Genomic DNA, 19989 nt, shown 5'->3' with positions numbered 1-19989 from the left:
GCAGATATTGCTTAATTTCCTGCCGAGGTGTTTTTGATTAATGATTATTAAACCCGGATTGGGTTGTCATTTGTCTTAAAGCCTCCATGTCTGCATGGAGGCTTTATTAATAGATACGGTATGATGATGAACATCAATAGGAGGTGGAATGATGGCTAACAGCAACATTGTGGAACAGAAGAAACAGCACGTTCAGGATATTGCAGATAAATTCCGTAATAGCCAGTCAACGCTGCTCGTCGACTACCGTGGACTTGATGTCGCTGAGGTAAGCGAATTGCGTAAACAGCTGCGCGAAGCAAATGTCGAATTTAAAGTATATAAAAATACGATGACGCGTCGTGCGGTAGAAGCTGTCGAACTAAGTGACCTTACAGAAACACTGGTTGGTCCGACTGCAGTCGCTTTCAGCCAGGATGACGTGATAGCGCCGGCTAAAATCTTGAACAACTTTGCAAAAGAGCATGAAGCTCTGGAGATTAAAGGTGGCGTCATTGAAGGTGAGATAGCTTCACTCGAGCAGATTAAAGAACTTGCTGACCTGCCAAATTACGACGGCATGGTATCAATGCTGCTTAGCGTATTGCAAGCACCTGTACGCAACTTTGCATACGCAGCACAAGCAATCGCCGATCAAAAAGAAGAACAGGGCGCATAAATTAATCGCCGGTCAACCCGGCTTTACGAATAATTAAAACCAAAAAAATGGAGGAATAATGATGGATAATCAGCAAATTATTGATGCGATTAAAGAAATGTCTGTTTTGGAATTAAACGATCTAGTAAAAGCAATTGAAGAAGAATTTGGAGTAACAGCTGCAGCACCGGTTGCTGTCGCTGGTGGAGACGGCGGCGGTGAAGCTGCTGAAGAACAAACTGAATTTGATGTAGAGCTTCAGGATGCCGGCGCTTCAAAAATTAAAGTTGTTAAAGCTGTTCGCGAAGTTACCGGTCTTGGCTTGAAAGATGCCAAAGAACTGGTAGACAACGCGCCTAAAGCAGTTAAAGAAGGCGCTTCTAAAGAAGAAGCTGAAGAAATCAAAGGCCAGCTTGAAGAAGCAGGCGCAACTGTAGAACTTAAGTAATTTGATATGGAAGCTCGCCGGTGGACCGGCGGGCTTTCTATGTATTTGCTTATATCTATCCCGCATGTAAGGGCCAGTAACCCGTCCAACTGCGCCGGCTAACTGTCCCTAAATGTCCGATTCTGTTTAACCAACAATCAGTGGAGGGAAGTACACCCTCCACTGATTGAGTTTCACTTTAACATTCGCAAAGCAGGTGCATAAATGTCCGATCATTACTTTTCACAAAGCCCCCAATCTAACAGTTCACCGAAGATATGGCAATATAGACTCCGAGGCAAAAACCTGACATTTGAAAGTGACGATGGTGTATTTTCCAAAAATGAAGTGGATTATGGGACACGTTTTTTGATTGAACATTTTGAAGAGCCGTCTATATCGGGACCTTTTCTTGATTTCGGCTGTGGTTACGGTCCAATCGGGATTGCTGTGGCGAAAAGCTTTCAGCAACGCAACGTTGTCATGACAGATATTAATGAGCGTGCAGTAGAATTGGCCCGTAAAAATGCTCAGCACAACAAAGTTGAAAATGTTGAGTTTGCTGTAAGCGACCGTCTGGATAATGTTAACGGTCATTCTTTTGCTGCCATTATGACGAATCCGCCGATCAGGGCAGGCAAACAGACTGTGCACCGCATGTTTGAAGAAAGTTATGAAGTCCTTCAGGAAAAAGGCTTGTTGTGGGTCGTTATTCAAAAGAAGCAGGGCGCTCCCTCTGCTATGAAAAAATTGAATGAATTGTTCGGAAATGTTAAAGTTGTTGACCGCAGTAAGGGTTATTATCTACTAAAGATGATGAAATGATTGACCTTCAAAAATTCTTATGGTAATATTATAAAATGCTAACATGGGACCTCCCTTGTCAAGAGGGAATTTCCTCTTATATAAAACGTATAATTCACTGGTATTAGGAGACAATGGTAAAACTAACCATAATGTCGAAAGGAATCTGAACATCTTATCTGCATGATTTTTCCTGCAGGCAGGAGGGATTCCGCCGGTGATTGAGTTTTGTTTGCGGCTAATTTTGCTGCAACAGTATTCAAATATATTTTTAGGCAGTAGTACGCGTGCTATTGTTATTTTGTATCTATACAGCAATACACAGCCATTGGTTATAAAAAACAGCTGATTGCATGCTATTATATCAGTTTGTTTTTTCTAAATATATGAGTCATTTTTCACAGCAGCACGATGTGAATAATCTATGAAAAATGCTTGATTTGAGGGGTGAAGCAGTTGACAGGTCAACTAGTTCAGTATGGACGGCACCGCCAGCGCAGAAGCTATGCACGTATTAGTGAGGTGCTGGAACTGCCAAATCTGATTGAAATTCAAACCGCTTCCTATGAATGGTTTCTAAGGGAAGGTATGCGGGAGATGTTCCAGGATATATCCCCGATTGAGGATTTTGCGGGTAATTTATCACTGGAATTTATTGATTATAGTCTCGGTGAACCAAAATATCCCGTGGAAGAATCGAAGGACCGGGACGTCACATATAATGCCCCGCTTCGTGTAAAGGTTCGTTTGATCAATAACGAGACTGGTGAAGTGAAGGAGCAGGAAGTATTTATGGGAGACTTTCCGCTCATGACCGATACGGGCACGTTCATCATTAATGGTGCAGAACGTGTTATTGTTTCCCAGCTTGTACGTTCACCAAGTGTCTATTACAGTGAGAAGTTCGATAAAAATGGCAAACGCGGCATAGCAGCGACTGTCATTCCAAACCGGGGCGCATGGCTGGAGTTCGAAACAGATGCCAAAGATGTTGCCTACGTTAGGATTGACCGTACACGTAAATTGCCGATAACAGTACTTTTACGAGCGCTTGGTTTTGGGACAGATCAGGAAATTATCGACCTCATTGGTGATAACGAATACCTTAAAAACACACTTGAAAAAGATAATACGGAGACAACGGATAAAGCACTTCTGGAAATATATGAACGCTTGAGACCGGGAGAACCGCCGACAGTGGAAAATGCCAGAAGCCTGCTCATTTCACGCTTCTTTGATCCGAAGCGTTATGACCTGGCTCACGTTGGCCGTTACAAAATGAATAAAAAATTGGATATTAAGAATCGGTTGTTTAATCAAGTATTGGCTGAACCGATTGTTGACCCTGAAACAGGGGAAGTTCTGGCACAAAAAGGTGAGAAACTGGAGCGCAGATTGCTCAATAAGATTATCCCTTACCTTGAAAACGAGGACAATATGGTTGGCGAAAAGCACGTGGATACAAACGAAGGCGTTCTTGAGGAGCCCGTTCGTGTACAATCCGTGAAAATTGTTGACCCAACCGACCCTGATGGTGAACGCGAACTTGATGTGATAGGTAATGCAAACGTTGATAGAGGCGTCAAGCATATCACCCCTGCTGATATTATATCCTCTGTCAGTTATTTCTTTAACTTGCTGCACCGTGTGGGCGGAACCGATGATATTGATCATCTTGGAAACCGCCGCCTGCGTTCAGTCGGGGAATTGCTGCAGAATCAGTTCCGCATCGGTTTATCCCGGATGGAGCGTGTTGTGCGTGAGCGTATGTCCATACAGGACACATCAAGCATTACACCACAGCAGCTGATTAATATACGGCCTGTTATTGCCTCAATAAAAGAGTTCTTTGGAAGTTCGCAGTTGTCCCAGTTTATGGATCAGACAAATCCGCTGGGTGAACTGACGCATAAACGTCGTCTTTCAGCGCTTGGTCCAGGTGGTCTGACACGTGAGCGGGCGGGCTTTGAAGTCCGGGACGTTCACTATTCACACTACGGCCGGATGTGCCCGATTGAAACACCCGAGGGCCCGAACATTGGTCTGATTAACTCACTCTCAAGTTATGCGAAAGTAAATGAGTTCGGCTTTATTGAGACACCCTATCGTCGCGTTGATCCTGATACAGGGAAAGTAACGGGTGAAACAGACTACCTGACAGCCGACGAAGAGGACAACTATATTGTTGCCCAGGCTAACGCACGGCTGAACGAGGATGGCAGTTTCACAGATGAAGAAGTTATCGCGCGTTTCCGAGGGGATAACACAGTTGTGTCACGCGACAAACTTGATTACATGGACGTGTCACCAAAACAGGTTGTCTCTGCCGCCACAGCATGTATTCCATTCTTGGAAAACGATGACTCGAACCGTGCTTTAATGGGTGCGAACATGCAGCGGCAAGCTGTCCCGTTGATGGAGCCGCAAGCACCATTAGTCGGAACAGGCATGGAATATGTATCAGGCAAGGATTCAGGCGCAGCCATTATTTGCCGAAACGATGGTATTGTGGAACATGCGGAAGCAAAAGAAGTTCACGTGCGCCGTGTTTCGGAAGTAGATGGTAAAGAAGTTCAAGGTGATCTTGATGTTTACCGTATGCAGAAATATATCCGTTCCAACCAGGGAACCTGTTATAATCAGCGCCCGATTGTTTCAAAAGGTGATCGTGTAACAAAAGGTGAAATTCTTGCTGATGGTCCTTCAATGGAAGATGGCGAATTGGCATTGGGCCGGAATGCGCTCGTCGGTTTTATGACGTGGGAAGGCTATAACTATGAAGACGCGGTCATCATGAGTGAGCGTATGGTAAAAGACGATGACTTTACGTCAATCCACATTGAAGAATACGAATCAGAAGCCCGTGATACAAAACTCGGACCGGAAGAAATCACAAGGGATATTCCAAACGTCGGTGAAGATGCCCTGAAAAATCTTGACGAAGATGGCATCATCCGTATCGGTGCTGAAGTTTCCGACGGTGACATCCTGGTAGGTAAAGTAACACCTAAAGGCGTTACCGAATTATCAGCTGAAGAACGTCTTCTTCATGCCATTTTCGGTGAAAAGGCGCGGGAAGTACGCGATACGTCACTTAAAGTGCCGCATGGCGCCGGTGGCATCGTGCTTGAAGTTAAAATCTTTAACCGTGAAGATGGCGATGAACTGCCGCCGGGTGTAAACCAGCTTGTGCGTGTATATATTGTCCAAAAACGGAAAATTTCAGAAGGCGACAAAATGGCGGGACGGCACGGGAACAAAGGTGTTATTTCCAAGATCTTGCCTGAAGAAGATATGCCATTCCTGCCTGATGGAACGCCAATTGACATCATGCTTAACCCATTGGGTGTGCCGTCACGAATGAATATTGGACAGGTGTTTGAATTGCACTTGGGAATGGCAGCCCGTGAGCTGGGTCTGCATATGGCAACTCCGGTTTTCGATGGCGCAAACGAAGAAGATGTTTGGGAAACATTGCAGGAAGCCGGTATGGCAGATGACGCCAAATCAATTCTTTATGACGGCAGAACGGGTGAACCGTTTGACAATCGTGTCTCCGTCGGTGTTATGTATATGATTAAACTGGCACACATGGTTGATGATAAGCTGCACGCGCGTTCGACCGGACCGTATTCACTTGTTACCCAGCAGCCATTGGGTGGTAAAGCTCAATTTGGCGGCCAGCGTTTTGGTGAGATGGAGGTCTGGGCACTTGAAGCATATGGTGCTGCTTACACACTGCAGGAGATTCTGACAGTCAAATCAGATGATGTGGTAGGCCGTGTTAAAGCTTACGAATCAATCGTCAAAGGTGATAATGTAACAGAACCCGGCGTGCCTGAGTCGTTTAAAGTGCTGATTAAAGAATTGCAAAGTCTCGGTATGGACGTCAAAATGCTCTCAAGCGATGAATCTGAGATTGAAATGCGGGAGCTTGAAGAAGAAGAGACACAATCAGCAAGCAAGTTAAACCTGGAAGGTGAAGAAGACTGACATCTTCAGGGCTGATGATAAAGATCGGATTTGGTGAAACCGGCTTGAATGCTGGTTTCCTGATCCGGCAAATTCGCACATTAATAAGGGAGGTAGACCCTTGCTGGATGTAAATAATTTTGAGTACATGAAAATCGGGCTGGCTTCATCAGAAAAAATTCGCTCATGGTCCTATGGCGAGGTTAAAAAACCGGAAACAATCAACTACCGTACTTTAAAACCGGAAAAAGACGGGCTTTTTTGTGAGCGGATCTTTGGACCGCAAAAGGACTGGGAATGCCATTGCGGAAAATATAAACGGGTGCGCTATAAAGGTGTCGTTTGTGACCGGTGCGGTGTAGAGGTCACAAAGGCTAAAGTCCGCCGTGAACGCATGGGTCATCTTGAACTCGCAGCACCTGTATCCCACATTTGGTATTTTAAAGGCATTCCAAGCCGCATGGGTCTTGTATTGGATATGTCTCCGCGTGCACTGGAAGAAGTCATTTATTTTGCTGCCTACATTGTGACGGAAACCGGTGATACGCCACTTGAGAAGAAACAGCTTCTTTCTGAAAAAGAGTATCGTGCTTACTATGAAAAATACGGCAATACATTCAAAGCACAAATGGGAGCAGAGGCTATCCGTAAGCTGTTGCAGGATATTGATCTTGAAAAAGAAGTCAATGCATTAAAAGAGGAACTGAAAACAGCGCAAGGTCAACGCCGAACACGTGCCATAAAGCGGCTGGAAGTACTGGAGTCATTCCGGCATTCAGGCAATGACACAGGCTGGATGGTCCTTGATGTGCTGCCGGTTATTCCGCCGGAGATCCGACCGATGGTTCAGCTTGATGGCGGGCGCTTTGCTACATCAGATTTGAATGACCTTTACCGCCGTGTTATTAACCGCAACAATCGCTTGAAACGTTTGTTGGATCTTGGTGCTCCAAGCATCATCGTCCAAAACGAAAAACGTATGCTGCAGGAGTCGGTTGATGCGCTGATTGATAATGGTCGCCGCGGCCGCCCGGTAACCGGTCCGGGAAACCGTCCGTTGAAGTCCCTATCCCATATGCTGAAAGGGAAACAAGGACGGTTTCGTCAGAATCTGCTCGGTAAACGTGTTGACTATTCCGGGCGTTCCGTTATCGTCGTCGGTCCAAGTCTGAAAATGTACCAGTGCGGTCTTCCAAAAGAGATGGCTTTGGAATTGTTCAAACCATTTATTATGAAGGTCCTTGTTGAAAAAGGCTATGCGCATAATATTAAGTCAGCCAAGCGTAAAATTGAACGGGTTCATCCAGAAGTATGGGATGTGCTGGAAGAAGTTATTAAGGAACACCCGGTTCTCTTAAATCGTGCTCCGACACTGCACCGCTTGGGTATTCAGGCGTTTGAACCAGTACTCGTAGAAGGTCGGGCAATTCGTTTGCACCCGCTTGTCTGTACAGCTTATAATGCCGACTTTGACGGTGACCAGATGGCAGTCCACGTTCCGCTTTCGGCAGAGGCACAAGCAGAAGCGCGTGTGCTGATGCTTGCAGCACAAAATATCTTGAACCCGAAAGATGGCAAGCCGGTTGTTACACCATCACAGGATATGGTTCTGGGTAACTATTATTTGACACTTGAACGTGAAAATGCAATCGGGGAAGGAAGCCGATTCAAAGATACAAATGAAGCATTGATGGCTTATCAGAATGGCTATGTGCACTTACACTCACGTGTTGCTGTTAAAGCTTCAAGTTTGAATAAAAAATCATTCACAGATAAACAGCAGGATCAAATGCTTTTAACGACAATCGGCAAGTTGATTTTCAATGAAATTTTGCCTGAATCGTTCCCGTATATTAACGAACCGACAAACTATAACCTTGAAATTGAAACACCGGATAAATACTTTGTCGACCAAGGTTCAGATATCGGTGAAGAAATTAAAAAACGTGACCTGATTCTGCCGTTTAAAAAGGGCATACTGGGTGACATTATCGCCGAAGTCTTTAAACGGTTTAAGATCAGTGAAACATCGAAAATGCTTGACCGCATGAAGGATCTTGGCTTCAAATATTCCACAAAAGCAGGTATGACGGTAGGTGTATCCGACATCGTTGTGCTTAAGGAAAAAGAAGAAGTTCTGGATGAGGCTCAAAACCAGGTCGATAAAGTATTGAAACAGTACAGACGTGGTCTGATAACAGATGGCGAGCGTTATGACCGTGTCATCTCAATTTGGTCAAAAGCGAAAGATGATATTCAGGAACGTCTGATGGCGTCACTGCAAGCCCGTAACCCAATCTTTATGATGAGCGACTCGGGTGCGCGGGGTAACGCATCCAACTTCACGCAGCTCGCCGGAATGCGTGGTCTTATGGCCAATCCGGCCGGTGAGATTATGGAACTGCCGATTAAGTCCAGTTTCCGTGAAGGACTCACAGTACTGGAGTACTTTATTTCAACACACGGTGCGCGTAAAGGTCTTGCCGATACAGCACTGAAGACAGCCGATTCGGGTTATCTGACACGCCGGCTTGTTGATGTGGCGCAGGATGTCATCATTCGTGAAGATGACTGTGGCACAGATCGCGGTTTGACTGTATCAGCGTTGAAAGACGGCACTGAACTGATTGAACCACTGCTTGATCGATTAGTCGGACGTACTGCTTTTGAAAATGTCCGTCATCCTGAAACAGGCAACGCGCTTGTTTCGAAAAACGAAGTAATATCTGAAGATCAGGCCAAACAAATTGTTGAATCGGGCATCGAAGAGGTCATCATTCGTTCTGCATTTACATGCAATACGCGCCATGGCGTATGCAAGAAATGTTATGGCCGCAACCTTGCTACCGGCGACGAAGTGGAAGTCGGCGAAGCTGTCGGCATTATCGCAGCACAGTCTATCGGTGAGCCTGGTACACAGCTGACAATGCGTACCTTCCACACAGGCGGTGTCGCTGGTGATGACATCACACAAGGTTTGCCGCGTATTCAAGAGTTGTTTGAAGCCCGTAATCCAAAAGGCCAGTCAGTTATCAGTGAGATTCACGGAACTGTCCAGGAGATTAAAGAAGTGAAAGACAAACAGGAAGTTGTCATTCAGGGTGAAGTAGAGCAGCGGTCCTATCCCGTTCCATATAACGCCCGAATGAAAGTTTCTGAAGGTGATGAAGTCATTGCCGGTCAGGAACTTACTGAAGGTTCGGTTGACCCGAAAGAGCTCCTGCGTGTGCAAGGCATCGAAGGCGTTCAGCAATACCTGCTGCGTGAGGTTCAGAAAGTATACCGCATGCAAGGTGTTGAAATTGGTGATAAGCACGTCGAAGTCATGGTACGGCAAATGATGCGGAAAATCCGTGTCGTTGAATCAGGCGACACAGATGAACTCCCGGGCTCACTGCTGGAAATTCATCAATTCCGGGATGCAAACAAACCGGTCTTGCAGGAAGGAAATCAGCCTGCGATCGGTAAACCGGTCCTGCTCGGTATTACGAAAGCATCACTGGAAACAGATTCATTCCTGTCCGCTGCGTCTTTCCAGGAAACAACACGTGTCCTGACAGATGCTGCAATCAAAGGCAAACGGGATGAATTGCTCGGACTTAAAGAAAATGTCATTATCGGTAAACTGGTTCCAGCGGGTACAGGCATCGGACGTTATCGCAAACTCGAAACCGACGTTGATGAGCCTGAAGAAGAAAGTACCGAAGACCCGGAAGAAACCGAGAGTGTCTATTAAATCTTTAAGAGCATCTTTTTTATAGACTAGATAATTGTTATGGTCGGAAGCACCCGAAAAAATAATTGAATTGTCGTTGACAATCCAAGATCAGGATGGTAATATATCCAGGGTGCTTCCGATTATACATGTTACTTTGGAGGATATGATGATGTCTTATGAAAAAGTGACCCAATTAAGATCAAAGCTAATAATCGGAACGAAGCAGACACTTAAGGCAATTAAACACGGAGCTGCAAGCGAAGTGTTCATTGCTGATGATGCTGACCGGCAAATCACACAAAAGGTGGAGAACCTGGCACAAGCGTCAGATGTTCCTTGTCACCGAGTCGATTCTAAACGAAAACTTGGAGCCGCCTGTGGAATTGATGTTGGAGCATCAGCTGTTGCTGTAAAACAATGAAGGTTTTGGCGATTTAGTCGCGAAGGCTTTGTTTTTTACAAAAAAATGAACCACCTGGATATGTGGTCTTAAGATAACTGTTGAAACAGGTGGTTTCCATGTCATGAAAAGCACATTCAGAAAGGAGGAAAACTTAAAATGCCAACTATTAACCAATTGGTACGCAAAGGTCGTGTCAGTAAACCTAAAAAATATGACTCACCTGCCTTGAACAGAGGCTATAATAGTTTCAAGAAAAAGTTTACGAATGAAAATGCACCTCAGAAACGTGGCGTTTGCACACGTGTGGGTACATTGACACCGAAGAAACCTAACTCTGCATTGCGTAAATATGCACGTGTTCGTCTTTCCAACAACATGGAAGTGACAGCGTATATCCCTGGTATTGGCCACAACCTGCAAGAGCACAGTGTTGTACTAATCCGTGGCGGTCGTGTAAAAGACTTGCCGGGTGTCCGTTATCACATCGTGCGTGGCGCGCTTGACACAGCGGGTGTTGAGGGCCGCAGAAAAGGTCGTTCCAAGTACGGAACTAAAAAACCAAAAGAAAAAAAATAAGCAATTGACGTAATAAATGAGTGAAAGGAGGGGAATATATGCCACGTAAAGGACCAGTACCTAAGCGAGATGTACTGCCGGATCCGCTTTACAACTCAAAATTGGTTACACGCTTAATTAACCAAATCATGATTGATGGTAAACGGGGCAAGGCACAAAAAATCCTCTATAATGCGTTTGAACTTGTTTCAGAACGGAGCGGACAGGACGCAATGGAGGTTTTTGAACAAGCAATGAAGAATGTTATGCCTGTACTGGAGGTTCGTGCACGCCGTGTTGGTGGCTCCAACTACCAGGTTCCAATGGAGGTGCGCCCTGAGCGTCGCCAGGCACTAGGCTTGCGTTATATCGTTAACTACTCACGTCTGCGCGGGGAGAAAACGATGGAAGAGCGTCTTGCCAACGAAATTCTTGATGCTTCGAATAATACCGGAGCGTCTGTTAAAAGACGTGAGGAATTACACAAGATGGCTGAGGCAAACAAAGCATTTGCCCACTATCGCTGGTAATTATAAACAACTACAAGCTTTCAAGAGAAAGGAGAAGAATACATGGCTAGAGAGTTCTCCTTGGAAAAGACGCGTAACATTGGTATTATGGCACACATTGATGCAGGTAAAACCACTACTACCGAGCGTATTCTTTTCTATACAGGACGTATTCACAAAATTGGCGAAACCCATGAAGGTGCATCTCAGATGGACTGGATGGAGCAAGAGCAAGAGCGTGGTATTACAATCACCTCTGCAGCAACCACTGCCCAATGGAAAAATCACCGTATAAACATTATTGATACACCAGGACACGTGGATTTCACAGTTGAAGTTGAACGTTCCCTGCGTGTATTGGATGGTGCGGTGACTGTACTTGACGCCCAGTCAGGGGTTGAGCCGCAGACAGAAACAGTATGGCGCCAGGCGACAACATACGGTGTACCGCGAATCGTATTCGTTAATAAGATGGATAAAGTTGGTGCAGACTTTCTTTATTCGACAAACACATTGAAAGAACGCCTCGGAGCTAATGCTCATGCTGTTCAGCTTCCGATTGGGGCAGAAGACAATTTCGATGGTATTATCGACCTGATTACCATGCAGGCATATTACTACGAGGATGAGTTGGGCACACGTGCCGAAGCTCGCGAAATTCCCGACGATTACAAGGAAAAGGCCGAAGAGCTACGCGGCGAGTTAATTGAAGCTGTAGCGGAAGTTGACGAAGATCTCATGATGCAATATCTTGAGGGTGAAGAAATTTCCAACGATGAGCTGAAAAAAGCGATTCGTACAGCAACATTAAATGTTGATTTTTACCCGGTTTACTGTGGTTCAGCATTTAAGAACAAAGGTGTTCAATTAGTGCTGGACGGTGTTATTGACTATCTTCCGGCACCAACGGATGTACCTCCAATTGAAGGTTTTGACCCATCCACGGAAGAGGAAACAACGCGTCCGTCTGATGATAACGCATCATTCTCAGCGTTGGCGTTTAAAGTTATGACAGACCCGTATGTTGGTAAACTGACGTTCTTCCGGGTTTACTCCGGAACATTGAACGCCGGATCATATGTTAAAAACTCGGTCAAAGACAAACGGGAACGTGTTGGACGTATCCTGCAGATGCACGCGAACTCCCGTGAAGAGGTTAAGACGGTATATGCCGGTGAAATTGCAGCCGGTGTAGGTCTCAAAGATACGTCGACAGGTGATACACTGTGCGATGAAAAAGACTTAGTTGTCCTTGAATCTATGGAGTTCCCTGACCCTGTTATTTCGGTTGCAATCGAGCCGAAAACGAAAGCCGACCAGGATAAAATGGCGGTTGCATTGGGTAAACTTGCAGAAGAAGACCCGACATTTAAAACAGAAACCGACGAAGAGACAGGCCAGACAATTATCTCCGGAATGGGTGAATTGCACCTGGACGTTATCGTCAACCGTCTGAAAGCTGAATTTAAAGTTGAAGCCCAAGTTGGAGCGCCACAAGTGGCCTACCGCGAAACGTTCCGCGCATCTGCTGAAGTTGAAGGTAAATTTATTCGTCAGTCAGGTGGCCGTGGTCAGTATGGACACGTTTGGGTCAAATTTGAACCAAATGAAGAAGGCGCAGGCTATGAGTTCCAAAACAAGATTGTTGGTGGTGTCGTACCGCGTGAATACATCCCATCCGTTGATGCGGGTATTCAGGAATCCTTGGAAAATGGTGTCTTGGCGGGCTATCCAATGATTGATGTTAAGGCAACATTATATGATGGCAGCTATCACGATGTTGACTCGAACGAAATGGCGTTTAAGGTTGCCGGTTCAATGGCACTTCGGGAAGCAAAGGCTAAATGTAAGCCGGTTCTTTTGGAGCCGATGATGAAGGTTGAAATTGTTGTCCCTGAAGAATACATGGGCGACATCATGGGTGATGTAACATCCCGCCGTGGTCGCGTGGAAGGTATGGAACCTCGCGGACCTGCACAGCTTGTCAGAGCCTTTGTACCACTGTCAGAAATGTTCGGTTATGCAACAGCTTTGCGTTCGAACACACAAGGACGCGGAACATTCACAATGCATTTTGATCATTACGAAGAAGTTCCTAAGAGCATATCGGAAGAAATAATTAAGAAAAATTCCGGTGAATAATTGATTTTTTCCGTAATCTGACGTATAACTTTTATTGAAGGCTATGGATAAGCTTTAAGGCTTCATTCTGGCTGTCAATAATATAAAAAAAACACTTTTATTTATTTAAAGGAGGAACTATACATGTCTAAAGAAAAATTTGACCGTTCGAAAAGTCACGTGAATATCGGAACTATTGGACACGTTGACCATGGTAAAACAACTTTAACTGCAGCAATCACAACTACATTGCATAAGCAATCCGGTGAAGGCACTGCAATGAACTTTGACGAAATCGACCATGCTCCGGAGGAAAAAGAGCGCGGTATTACAATCGCTACTTCCCACGTTGAGTATGAAACAGAAGGACGTCACTATGCACACGTTGACTGCCCGGGACACGCTGACTACGTTAAGAACATGATCACTGGTGCAGCACAAATGGACGGTGCAATTCTGGTTGTATCTGCAGCTGATGGCCCAATGCCTCAGACTCGTGAACACATCCTGCTTTCCCGTAACGTTGGTGTACCGGCGATCGTTGTGTTCCTTAACAAAGTCGACATGGTTGATGACGAAGAGCTTCTTGAATTGGTTGAAATGGAAGTTCGTGACCTGCTGACTGAATATGATTTCCCGGGAGACGACATTCCGGTTGTTAAAGGTTCAGCGCTGAAAGCACTTGAAGGTGAAGAAGAATACGAGCAAAAAATCTATGAACTTATGGCAGCAGTTGACGAGTATATTCCAACTCCGGAACGTGACCATGACAAGCCATTCATGATGCCAGTTGAGGACGTATTCTCAATCACTGGCCGTGGTACAGTTGCAACTGGCCGTGTTGAGCGTGGAACAGTTAAAGTCGGTGACGAGGTTGAAATTGTCGGTCTTGCTGAAGAACTGAGCAAAACAACTGTTACAGGCGTTGAAATGTTCCGTAAGCTTCTTGACTATGCGGAAGCTGGTGACAACATCGGTGCACTGCTTCGTGGTGTATCCCGTGAAGACATCAACCGTGGTCAAGTACTTGCAAAACCAGGTTCGATCACACCACACACGAACTTCAAAGCCGAAGTTTATGTATTGTCCAAAGACGAAGGTGGTCGGCACACTCCATTCTTCGCTAACTACCGTCCGCAGTTTTACTTCCGTACAACTGACGTGACTGGTGTTATTACACTTCCAGAAGGCGTTGAAATGGTAATGCCTGGCGATAACATCGAAATGGAAGTTGAATTGATTTCTCCAATCGCTATTGAAGATGGTACTCGCTTCTCTATCCGTGAAGGTGGCCGTACTGTTGGATCAGGCGTTGTAACTCAAATTCAAAAATAACAACTGATTTTTATAAAAACAGGCAGCGTGACGTCACTGCCTGTTTTTTTGTTTGCAATGAGAAAAAACCGACCATCTAGCAGACAATATGGATTCAAGAGGACTTATTCTAAAATAATTCCAGCTGCGTCGCTAGAGAGGCTTATGAAATTGTCACTGGTTGGCAGTTTACATTAACTACGAAATACACCTGCTGAAATTTTTTTGCAAAAAGTCTTTCGCAGCCCTTGCAATCGTGCTTTGAAGCTAGTATAATTCACTGATGTGCGATTAGATTATCATTATAATCTATGGTTGCATTGGCCATTCATTCCTTATATAATAATAATGTTGGTCAAAAAAGCAAGGAAGTGAAAGGTTGTTGATACACCCGGCCCCTTTGCCATGGCGGCGTATCAAGAAATTTTCATGGAGCAGCGCTATTATAAAATCGGCGTAAAGGAGGGAAAATAATGGCAAAAGAGAAGATTAGAATTCGGTTAAAGGCATATGATCATCGCATTTTGGATCAGTCCGCAGAGAAGATTGTGGACACAGCAAAACGTTCAGGTGCAGGTGTTTCCGGCCCAATTCCGTTGCCGACAGAGAAATCTGTATATACGGTATTGCGTGCGGTGCACAAGTACAAAGATGCCCGTGAACAATTCGAAATGCGTACGCATAAACGCTTAATCGATATCGTCAGCCCAACACCGCAAACAGTTGACTCGTTAATGCGTCTTGACTTACCGTCCGGTGTTGACATTGAAATCAAGTTATAAAATATATGAAAATAATAGGAGGTGTAACGGATGACGAAAGGAATCTTAGGCCGCAAAATCGGCATGACACAACTCTTCTCAGAAGAGGGTGAATTAACACCAGTAACTGTCATTCAGGCTGAGCCAAACGTTGTTCTGCAAAAAAGAACAATCGAAAATGATGGCTACGAAGCACTACAACTCGGTTTTGCAGACAAAAAGGAATCACGTTCAAACAAAGCGGAAAAAGGTCATGCTGAAAAGGCAAACACAACCCCTAAGCGCTACGTTCGTGAAATCCGTCACGCAAACCCTGATGAATACGAAGTTGGTCAGGAAATAGGCGTTGATGCTTTTGAAGCGGGTGACATCATTGATGTTACAGGCATAACAAAAGGGAAAGGTTTCCAGGGTGCTATCAAGCGACATGGACAAAGCCGCGGCCCTGAAACGCACGGTTCACATTACCATAGAGGGACTGGTGCGCTGGGTGACATTAACTCAATGCGTGTTTTTAAAGGGCAGACAATGCCTGGTCAAATGGGCGGCAGACAAGTCACCATTCAAAACCTTGAAATTGTCAAGGTAGACGCTGAGAAAAACCTATTACTGATCAAAGGAAATATTCCTGGTGCAAAAAAATCATTCGTTAAAATATCGAGTGCAATAAAGGCTAACTAATTATAAACGAAAGGAGGAGAAGTCATGCCTAAAGTAGCACTATTAAAACAAGACGGAACTCAAGCCGGAGACGTAGAATTAAATGAATCCGTGTTCGGTATCGAGCCTAATACACATGTGCTGCACGAAGCAGTTCTTCAGCAGCGCGCATCATCACGCCAAGGCACACATGATGTAAAGAACCGTTCAGAAAGAAAAGGCGGAGGACGCAAACCGTGGCGCCAGAAAGGCACAGGCCGCGCTCGTCAAGGCTCCATCCGTTCACCACAATGGGTAGGCGGCGGAATTGTATTTGGACCGACACCGCGGAGCTACAGTTATAAACTGCCGAAAAAAGTTCGCCGGTTAGCACTTAAATCAGCTTTGTCTTCTAAAGTAAAAGAAGATAGTGTGATTGTGCTGGAAGATATCGCAATCGATACGCCTAAGACAAAAGAAATCGTGCAAATGCTTAACGCATTGAACGTCGACAATAAAGTGCTGATTGTGACTGCTGATGAGGATGAAAATGTTATCCGTTCAGCTAATAACCTTCCGAATGCACATGTGCTTACAATGAACGAAGTAAATGTACTGGATTTACTGACGCATGACAAGCTGATCATTACAAAAGATGCAGCTGAGAAAGCAGGGGAGGTGCTTGCACGATGAAAGAACCACGCGATATTTTAAGGCGCCCTGTCATAACGGAAGATTCTGCCGAACTGATGGCGGAGAAGAAATATACGTTTGAAGTAAGCCCTAAAGCAAATAAAACAGAAATCAAAGATGCTGTTGAGATTGTTTTCGACGTTAAAGTGGAACGTGTCAACACCATGAATCTTAAAGGTAAATTTAAGCGGATGGGCCGTTACGGCGGATACCGTCCAGACCGCAAAAAAGCAATTGTGCAGCTTTCAGAAGACAGTGACGAACTGGACTTCTTTGAAGGCTAAGCGACAAGTATAAAAAGGAGGGAAAACGATGGCGATTAAACGATTTAAACCAACCTCAAACGGTAAACGTAATATGTCGGGATCTGACTTTGCTGAAATCACAACAGATAATCCCGAACGCTCCCTGCTAAGCCCGCTATATAAGCGTGGCGGACGCAACAACCAGGGGAAAATGACAATGCGCCATCAAGGCGGCGGTCACAAGCGTCAATATCGTCTTATTGACTTTAAGCGTGATAAAGATGGAATACCAGGCCGCGTTGCTACTATAGAGTATGATCCGAACCGTACTGCCAATATTGCACTGATTCACTATGCAGACGGGGAAAAACGTTATATCCTGGCACCTAAAGGACTGAAAAAAGGCCAAAAAATTGTGTCAGGCGCAGATGCTGACATCAAAACGGGCAATGCCAAGAAATTAAAAGATATTCCAGTTGGTACTGTGGTTCATAATGTTGAATTAAAACCAGGGCACGGTGGCCAGCTTGTACGTTCAGCAGGCGCTGACGCACAGGTTCTTGGACGTGAAGGCAAGTACACATTGGTACGCCTTACATCAGAAGAAGTTCGTCTTGTTTTGTCTGAATGCCGTGCAACAATCGGCCAGGTGGGCAATCTTGAGAATGAACTTATCCGTGTCGGTAAAGCAGGTCGTTCGCGCTGGAAAGGCAAGCGCCCAAGTGTGCGCGGTACAGTTATGAACGCTTATGACCACCCGCATGGCGGCGGTGAAGGTAAATCATTCATCGGCCTTGAAGCACCAGTTTCACCTTGGGGTCAGCCGACGATTGGCTACAAGACACGTAAACGCAATAAGTCTACTGACAAATATATTGTACGTGAACGCAAGCGTAAAAAATAACCGTAAATACTGACGGGATTAAAGCCGTCGTTAATTGCGAAAGGAGGTTTATCCATGGGTCGAAGCTTGAAAAAAGGACCTTTTGCAGATGACCATCTCATGAAAAAAGTTGAAAGCTTGAATGAATCAAATAAAAAGCAAGTTATTAAAACCTGGTCACGCCGTTCAACAATATTTCCTCATTTTGTCGGGCATACAATTGCTGTTTATGACGGACGCAAACACGTACCCGTGTATGTAACAGAAGATATGGTCGGACATAAGTTAGGTGAATTTGCCCCGAGCCGTACGTTTAAAGGGCACTCGGGTGATGACAGGAAAACAAAACGCTAGTGAGAGGAGGCACTCTACATGCAAGCAAAAGCCGTTGCTAAATCTGTTCGAATTGCTCCTCGCAAAGTTCGTTTAGTCGTCGATTTGATTCGAGGAAAAGAAGTTGGAGAAGCAATTGCAATACTGCGTCATACACAACGTGGCGCTTCACCGGTTGTCGAGAAGGTTCTAAACTCTGCTGTAGCAAACGCTGAGCACAACTATGAAATGGAACCTGACAATCTGGTTATTTCGGAAGCTTTTGTTGATGAAGGTGTGACATTGAAACGTTTCCGTCCAAGAGCACAAGGACGCGCAAGTCAAATTAATAAACGTACCAGCCACGTCACAGTCGTGGTATCAGAAAAGAAGGAGGGGTAGTCAGTGGGTCAAAAAGTAAATCCTAATGGTCTTCGCGTCGGCGTGATCCGTGATTGGGAATCCAAATGGTATGCCGGCAATGACTATGCAGACTTATTGCACGAAGATATTAAAATCAGAGAATACTTGGAAAACCGTCTGCAAACAGCTGCTGTTTCAAAAATTGACATCGAACGTGCGGCTAACCGCGTAAACATTACGATCCATACCGGCAAACCGGGAATGGTCATCGGTAAAGGCGGCTCTGAAGTAGAAGCACTCAGAAAATCCTTGAACAGCCTGACTGGCAAACGTGTTCATATCAACATTGTGGAAATCAAGAAAGTCGACATGGATGCTACATTGGTTGCTGAAAACATTGCCCGCCAGCTGGAAAATCGTATTTCATTCCGTCGTGCACAAAAACAATCAATTCAACGTACGATGCGCGGAGGAGCAAAAGGTATTAAAACACAAGTTTCCGGACGTCTTGGCGGTGCTGATATTGCCCGTGCGGAACATTACAGCGAAGGAACTGTTCCATTGCACACACTTCGTGCCGATATTGATTTCGGTCAGGCAGAAGCAGACACAACTTACGGCAAGTTGGGCGTCAAAGTGTGGATCTATCGTGGAGAAGTCCTTCCATCAAAAACTAACAACTAAGGAAGGGGGACATGCATTATGTTAATGCCAAAACGTGTTAAATATCGTAAACAACACCGCGGCCGTATGAAAGGCCAAGCGAAAGGTGGAAAAACCGTCGCCTTTGGTGAGTATGGATTGCAGGCTATCGAAGCAACCTGGATCACAAGCCGCCAAATCGAGGCAGCCCGTATCGCCATGACACGTTACATGAAGCGTGGCGGTAAAGTTTGGATTAAGATATTTCCTGACAAACCATATACTGCAAAACCCCTTGAAGTCCGTATGGGTTCCGGTAAAGGTGCACCTGAAGGCTGGGTAGCAGTAGTAAAACCAGGGAAAATTATGTTTGAAATCGCAGGTGTAGAAGAAGAAGTAGCACGCGAAGCACTTCGCTTGGCTTCTCATAAACTGCCGATTAAAACTAAGTTTGTAAAACGTGAAGAAATTGGTGGTGAATCAAATGAAAGCTAACGAAATTAGAGAATTAACCACTGCCGAAATCGATCAAAAAGTACAATCGTTAAAAGAAGAATTATTTAATCTGCGCTTTCAATTAGCTACCGGTCAATTGGAAAACACTGCACGCATCAGTGAAGTTAAAAAAACGATTGCCCGCATGAAAACAATCTCACGCCAGCGTGAGCTAAGCGTAAACAATTAACCTGAGAGGAGGTTAGTCTCATAATGAGTGAACGTAATGATCGTAAAGTATATACAGGCCGTGTCGTATCAGATAAAATGGATAAAACCATTTCAGTTGTTGTTGAGACATACAAGTTTCATGACCTGTACGGCAAGCGTGTTAAATATTCCAAAAAGTTCAAGACACATGATGAAAACAATGAAGCTAAAACCGGTGACGTTGTAAAGATCATGGAAACTCGCCCGCTATCAGCTACCAAACGGTTCCGTCTGGTTGAAGTTGTTGAAGAAGCGGTTATCATATAATAAAGTTCGCTCGGAAGAT

At 45.0% G+C, this 19989-nt stretch carries 21 protein-coding genes and 1 other annotated feature (1 of these 22 cut by a window edge); all 21 genes read left to right on the top strand.

Annotated elements, in window-relative coordinates:
• Positions 1 to 117, top strand: a sequence feature (ribosomal protein L10 leader region); it begins 33 nt to the left of the window's first position.
• A gap of 34 nt (positions 118 to 151) precedes the next feature.
• The 21 genes from rplJ to rpsQ all read left to right on the top strand — a co-directional run bounded on the left by rplJ (position 152) and on the right by rpsQ (position 19970).
• Positions 152 to 658 carry a 50S ribosomal protein L10 gene (rplJ, locus tag BMZ22_RS15665; RefSeq protein WP_090087329.1) on the top strand — a complete coding sequence of 169 codons (507 nt, stop codon included), beginning with the start codon at positions 152 to 154 and terminating at the stop codon, positions 656 to 658.
• 61 nt (positions 659 to 719) lie between these two features.
• Complete coding sequence (gene rplL, locus BMZ22_RS15660) at positions 720 to 1085, top strand: 50S ribosomal protein L7/L12 (RefSeq protein WP_090087326.1); 366 nt, start codon at positions 720 to 722, stop codon at positions 1083 to 1085.
• Between the two features lie 204 nt (positions 1086 to 1289).
• The gene (locus BMZ22_RS15655; protein ID WP_090087324.1) at positions 1290 to 1889 is read left to right on the top strand and encodes a class I SAM-dependent methyltransferase; all 600 of its coding nucleotides are present in this window, start codon (positions 1290 to 1292) and stop codon (positions 1887 to 1889) included.
• A gap of 435 nt (positions 1890 to 2324) precedes the next feature.
• The gene (gene rpoB, locus BMZ22_RS15650) at positions 2325 to 5861 is read left to right on the top strand and encodes a DNA-directed RNA polymerase subunit beta (protein ID WP_090087321.1); all 3537 of its coding nucleotides are present in this window, start codon (positions 2325 to 2327) and stop codon (positions 5859 to 5861) included.
• A 100-nt stretch (positions 5862 to 5961) separates the two neighbouring features.
• Positions 5962 to 9576 (top strand): DNA-directed RNA polymerase subunit beta', encoded by a 3615-nt coding sequence (gene rpoC, locus BMZ22_RS15645; RefSeq protein WP_090087320.1) that lies wholly within the window; start codon positions 5962 to 5964, stop codon positions 9574 to 9576.
• 151 nt (positions 9577 to 9727) lie between these two features.
• A complete protein-coding gene (locus tag BMZ22_RS15640) occupies positions 9728 to 9979 on the top strand; it encodes a ribosomal L7Ae/L30e/S12e/Gadd45 family protein (RefSeq protein ID WP_090087317.1) in 252 nt (83 codons plus the stop codon).
• Between the two features lie 138 nt (positions 9980 to 10117).
• Positions 10118 to 10537: a 30S ribosomal protein S12 gene (gene rpsL, locus BMZ22_RS15635; protein ID WP_090087316.1), complete on the top strand. Its 420-nt coding sequence runs from the start codon at positions 10118 to 10120 to the stop codon at positions 10535 to 10537.
• 38 nt (positions 10538 to 10575) lie between these two features.
• A complete protein-coding gene (rpsG, locus tag BMZ22_RS15630) occupies positions 10576 to 11046 on the top strand; it encodes a 30S ribosomal protein S7 (RefSeq protein ID WP_090087313.1) in 471 nt (156 codons plus the stop codon).
• 42 nt (positions 11047 to 11088) lie between these two features.
• Positions 11089 to 13167, top strand: a complete 2079-nt coding sequence (fusA, locus tag BMZ22_RS15625) for an elongation factor G (RefSeq protein WP_090087311.1) — start codon at positions 11089 to 11091, stop codon at positions 13165 to 13167.
• A gap of 123 nt (positions 13168 to 13290) precedes the next feature.
• Positions 13291 to 14481, top strand: coding sequence for an elongation factor Tu (tuf, locus tag BMZ22_RS15620; RefSeq protein WP_090087308.1), 1191 nt, complete (start codon positions 13291 to 13293; stop codon positions 14479 to 14481).
• Between the two features lie 452 nt (positions 14482 to 14933).
• Positions 14934 to 15242: a 30S ribosomal protein S10 gene (rpsJ, locus tag BMZ22_RS15615; RefSeq protein ID WP_068446121.1), complete on the top strand. Its 309-nt coding sequence runs from the start codon at positions 14934 to 14936 to the stop codon at positions 15240 to 15242.
• A 30-nt stretch (positions 15243 to 15272) separates the two neighbouring features.
• The gene (rplC, locus tag BMZ22_RS15610; protein WP_090087306.1) at positions 15273 to 15902 is read left to right on the top strand and encodes a 50S ribosomal protein L3; all 630 of its coding nucleotides are present in this window, start codon (positions 15273 to 15275) and stop codon (positions 15900 to 15902) included.
• 24 nt (positions 15903 to 15926) lie between these two features.
• Complete coding sequence (rplD, locus tag BMZ22_RS15605; RefSeq protein ID WP_090087303.1) at positions 15927 to 16553, top strand: 50S ribosomal protein L4; 627 nt, start codon at positions 15927 to 15929, stop codon at positions 16551 to 16553.
• Positions 16550 to 16837 (top strand): 50S ribosomal protein L23, encoded by a 288-nt coding sequence (rplW, locus tag BMZ22_RS15600; protein ID WP_090087301.1) that lies wholly within the window; start codon positions 16550 to 16552, stop codon positions 16835 to 16837. The genes rplD and rplW overlap by 4 nt, the downstream gene beginning before the upstream one ends.
• Positions 16838 to 16865: 28 nt before the next feature.
• Positions 16866 to 17702, top strand: a complete 837-nt coding sequence (rplB, locus tag BMZ22_RS15595) for a 50S ribosomal protein L2 (RefSeq protein WP_090087298.1) — start codon at positions 16866 to 16868, stop codon at positions 17700 to 17702.
• Positions 17703 to 17756: 54 nt separating this feature from the next.
• Entirely contained in the window at positions 17757 to 18035 is a 279-nt protein-coding gene (rpsS, locus tag BMZ22_RS15590; protein WP_090087295.1) for a 30S ribosomal protein S19, read from the top strand.
• Between the two features lie 18 nt (positions 18036 to 18053).
• Positions 18054 to 18395: a 50S ribosomal protein L22 gene (gene rplV / locus BMZ22_RS15585; protein ID WP_090087292.1), complete on the top strand. Its 342-nt coding sequence runs from the start codon at positions 18054 to 18056 to the stop codon at positions 18393 to 18395.
• Between the two features lie 3 nt (positions 18396 to 18398).
• Positions 18399 to 19040: a 30S ribosomal protein S3 gene (rpsC, locus tag BMZ22_RS15580; RefSeq protein WP_090087289.1), complete on the top strand. Its 642-nt coding sequence runs from the start codon at positions 18399 to 18401 to the stop codon at positions 19038 to 19040.
• 18 nt (positions 19041 to 19058) lie between these two features.
• The gene (gene rplP, locus BMZ22_RS15575) at positions 19059 to 19493 is read left to right on the top strand and encodes a 50S ribosomal protein L16 (RefSeq protein ID WP_090087286.1); all 435 of its coding nucleotides are present in this window, start codon (positions 19059 to 19061) and stop codon (positions 19491 to 19493) included.
• The gene (gene rpmC / locus BMZ22_RS15570; protein WP_090087283.1) at positions 19483 to 19683 is read left to right on the top strand and encodes a 50S ribosomal protein L29; all 201 of its coding nucleotides are present in this window, start codon (positions 19483 to 19485) and stop codon (positions 19681 to 19683) included. The genes rplP and rpmC overlap by 11 nt, the downstream gene beginning before the upstream one ends.
• A 23-nt stretch (positions 19684 to 19706) precedes the next feature.
• A complete protein-coding gene (gene rpsQ / locus BMZ22_RS15565) occupies positions 19707 to 19970 on the top strand; it encodes a 30S ribosomal protein S17 (RefSeq protein WP_090087280.1) in 264 nt (87 codons plus the stop codon).
• Positions 19971 to 19989 lie beyond the last annotated feature (19 nt).

The sequence above is a fragment of the Lentibacillus persicus genome, assembly GCF_900112705.1.
Lineage (GTDB): Bacteria > Bacillota > Bacilli > Bacillales > Amphibacillaceae > Lentibacillus > Lentibacillus persicus.
Note: the sequence above shows the minus strand (reverse complement) of the source record. Positions and strands in the feature narration are given on the sequence as shown.

What these genes read in the sequence shown, in the direction of transcription:
- rplJ (WP_090087329.1), top strand. Translation starts at nt 152, where the DNA reads ATGGCTAACAGCAACATTGTGGAACAGAAGAAACAGCACGTTCAGGAT.
- rplL (WP_090087326.1), top strand. Translation starts at nt 720, where the DNA reads ATGGATAATCAGCAAATTATTGATGCGATTAAAGAAATGTCTGTTTTG.
- BMZ22_RS15655 (WP_090087324.1), top strand. Translation starts at nt 1,290, where the DNA reads ATGTCCGATCATTACTTTTCACAAAGCCCCCAATCTAACAGTTCACCG.
- BMZ22_RS15640 (WP_090087317.1), top strand. Translation starts at nt 9,728, where the DNA reads ATGTCTTATGAAAAAGTGACCCAATTAAGATCAAAGCTAATAATCGGA.
- rpsL (WP_090087316.1), top strand. Translation starts at nt 10,118, where the DNA reads ATGCCAACTATTAACCAATTGGTACGCAAAGGTCGTGTCAGTAAACCT.
- rpsG (WP_090087313.1), top strand. Translation starts at nt 10,576, where the DNA reads ATGCCACGTAAAGGACCAGTACCTAAGCGAGATGTACTGCCGGATCCG.
- fusA (WP_090087311.1), top strand. Translation starts at nt 11,089, where the DNA reads ATGGCTAGAGAGTTCTCCTTGGAAAAGACGCGTAACATTGGTATTATG.
- tuf (WP_090087308.1), top strand. Translation starts at nt 13,291, where the DNA reads ATGTCTAAAGAAAAATTTGACCGTTCGAAAAGTCACGTGAATATCGGA.
- rpsJ (WP_068446121.1), top strand. Translation starts at nt 14,934, where the DNA reads ATGGCAAAAGAGAAGATTAGAATTCGGTTAAAGGCATATGATCATCGC.
- rplC (WP_090087306.1), top strand. Translation starts at nt 15,273, where the DNA reads ATGACGAAAGGAATCTTAGGCCGCAAAATCGGCATGACACAACTCTTC.
- rplD (WP_090087303.1), top strand. Translation starts at nt 15,927, where the DNA reads ATGCCTAAAGTAGCACTATTAAAACAAGACGGAACTCAAGCCGGAGAC.
- rplW (WP_090087301.1), top strand. Translation starts at nt 16,550, where the DNA reads ATGAAAGAACCACGCGATATTTTAAGGCGCCCTGTCATAACGGAAGAT.
- rplB (WP_090087298.1), top strand. Translation starts at nt 16,866, where the DNA reads ATGGCGATTAAACGATTTAAACCAACCTCAAACGGTAAACGTAATATG.
- rpsS (WP_090087295.1), top strand. Translation starts at nt 17,757, where the DNA reads ATGGGTCGAAGCTTGAAAAAAGGACCTTTTGCAGATGACCATCTCATG.
- rplV (WP_090087292.1), top strand. Translation starts at nt 18,054, where the DNA reads ATGCAAGCAAAAGCCGTTGCTAAATCTGTTCGAATTGCTCCTCGCAAA.
- rplP (WP_090087286.1), top strand. Translation starts at nt 19,059, where the DNA reads ATGTTAATGCCAAAACGTGTTAAATATCGTAAACAACACCGCGGCCGT.
- rpmC (WP_090087283.1), top strand. Translation starts at nt 19,483, where the DNA reads ATGAAAGCTAACGAAATTAGAGAATTAACCACTGCCGAAATCGATCAA.
- rpsQ (WP_090087280.1), top strand. Translation starts at nt 19,707, where the DNA reads ATGAGTGAACGTAATGATCGTAAAGTATATACAGGCCGTGTCGTATCA.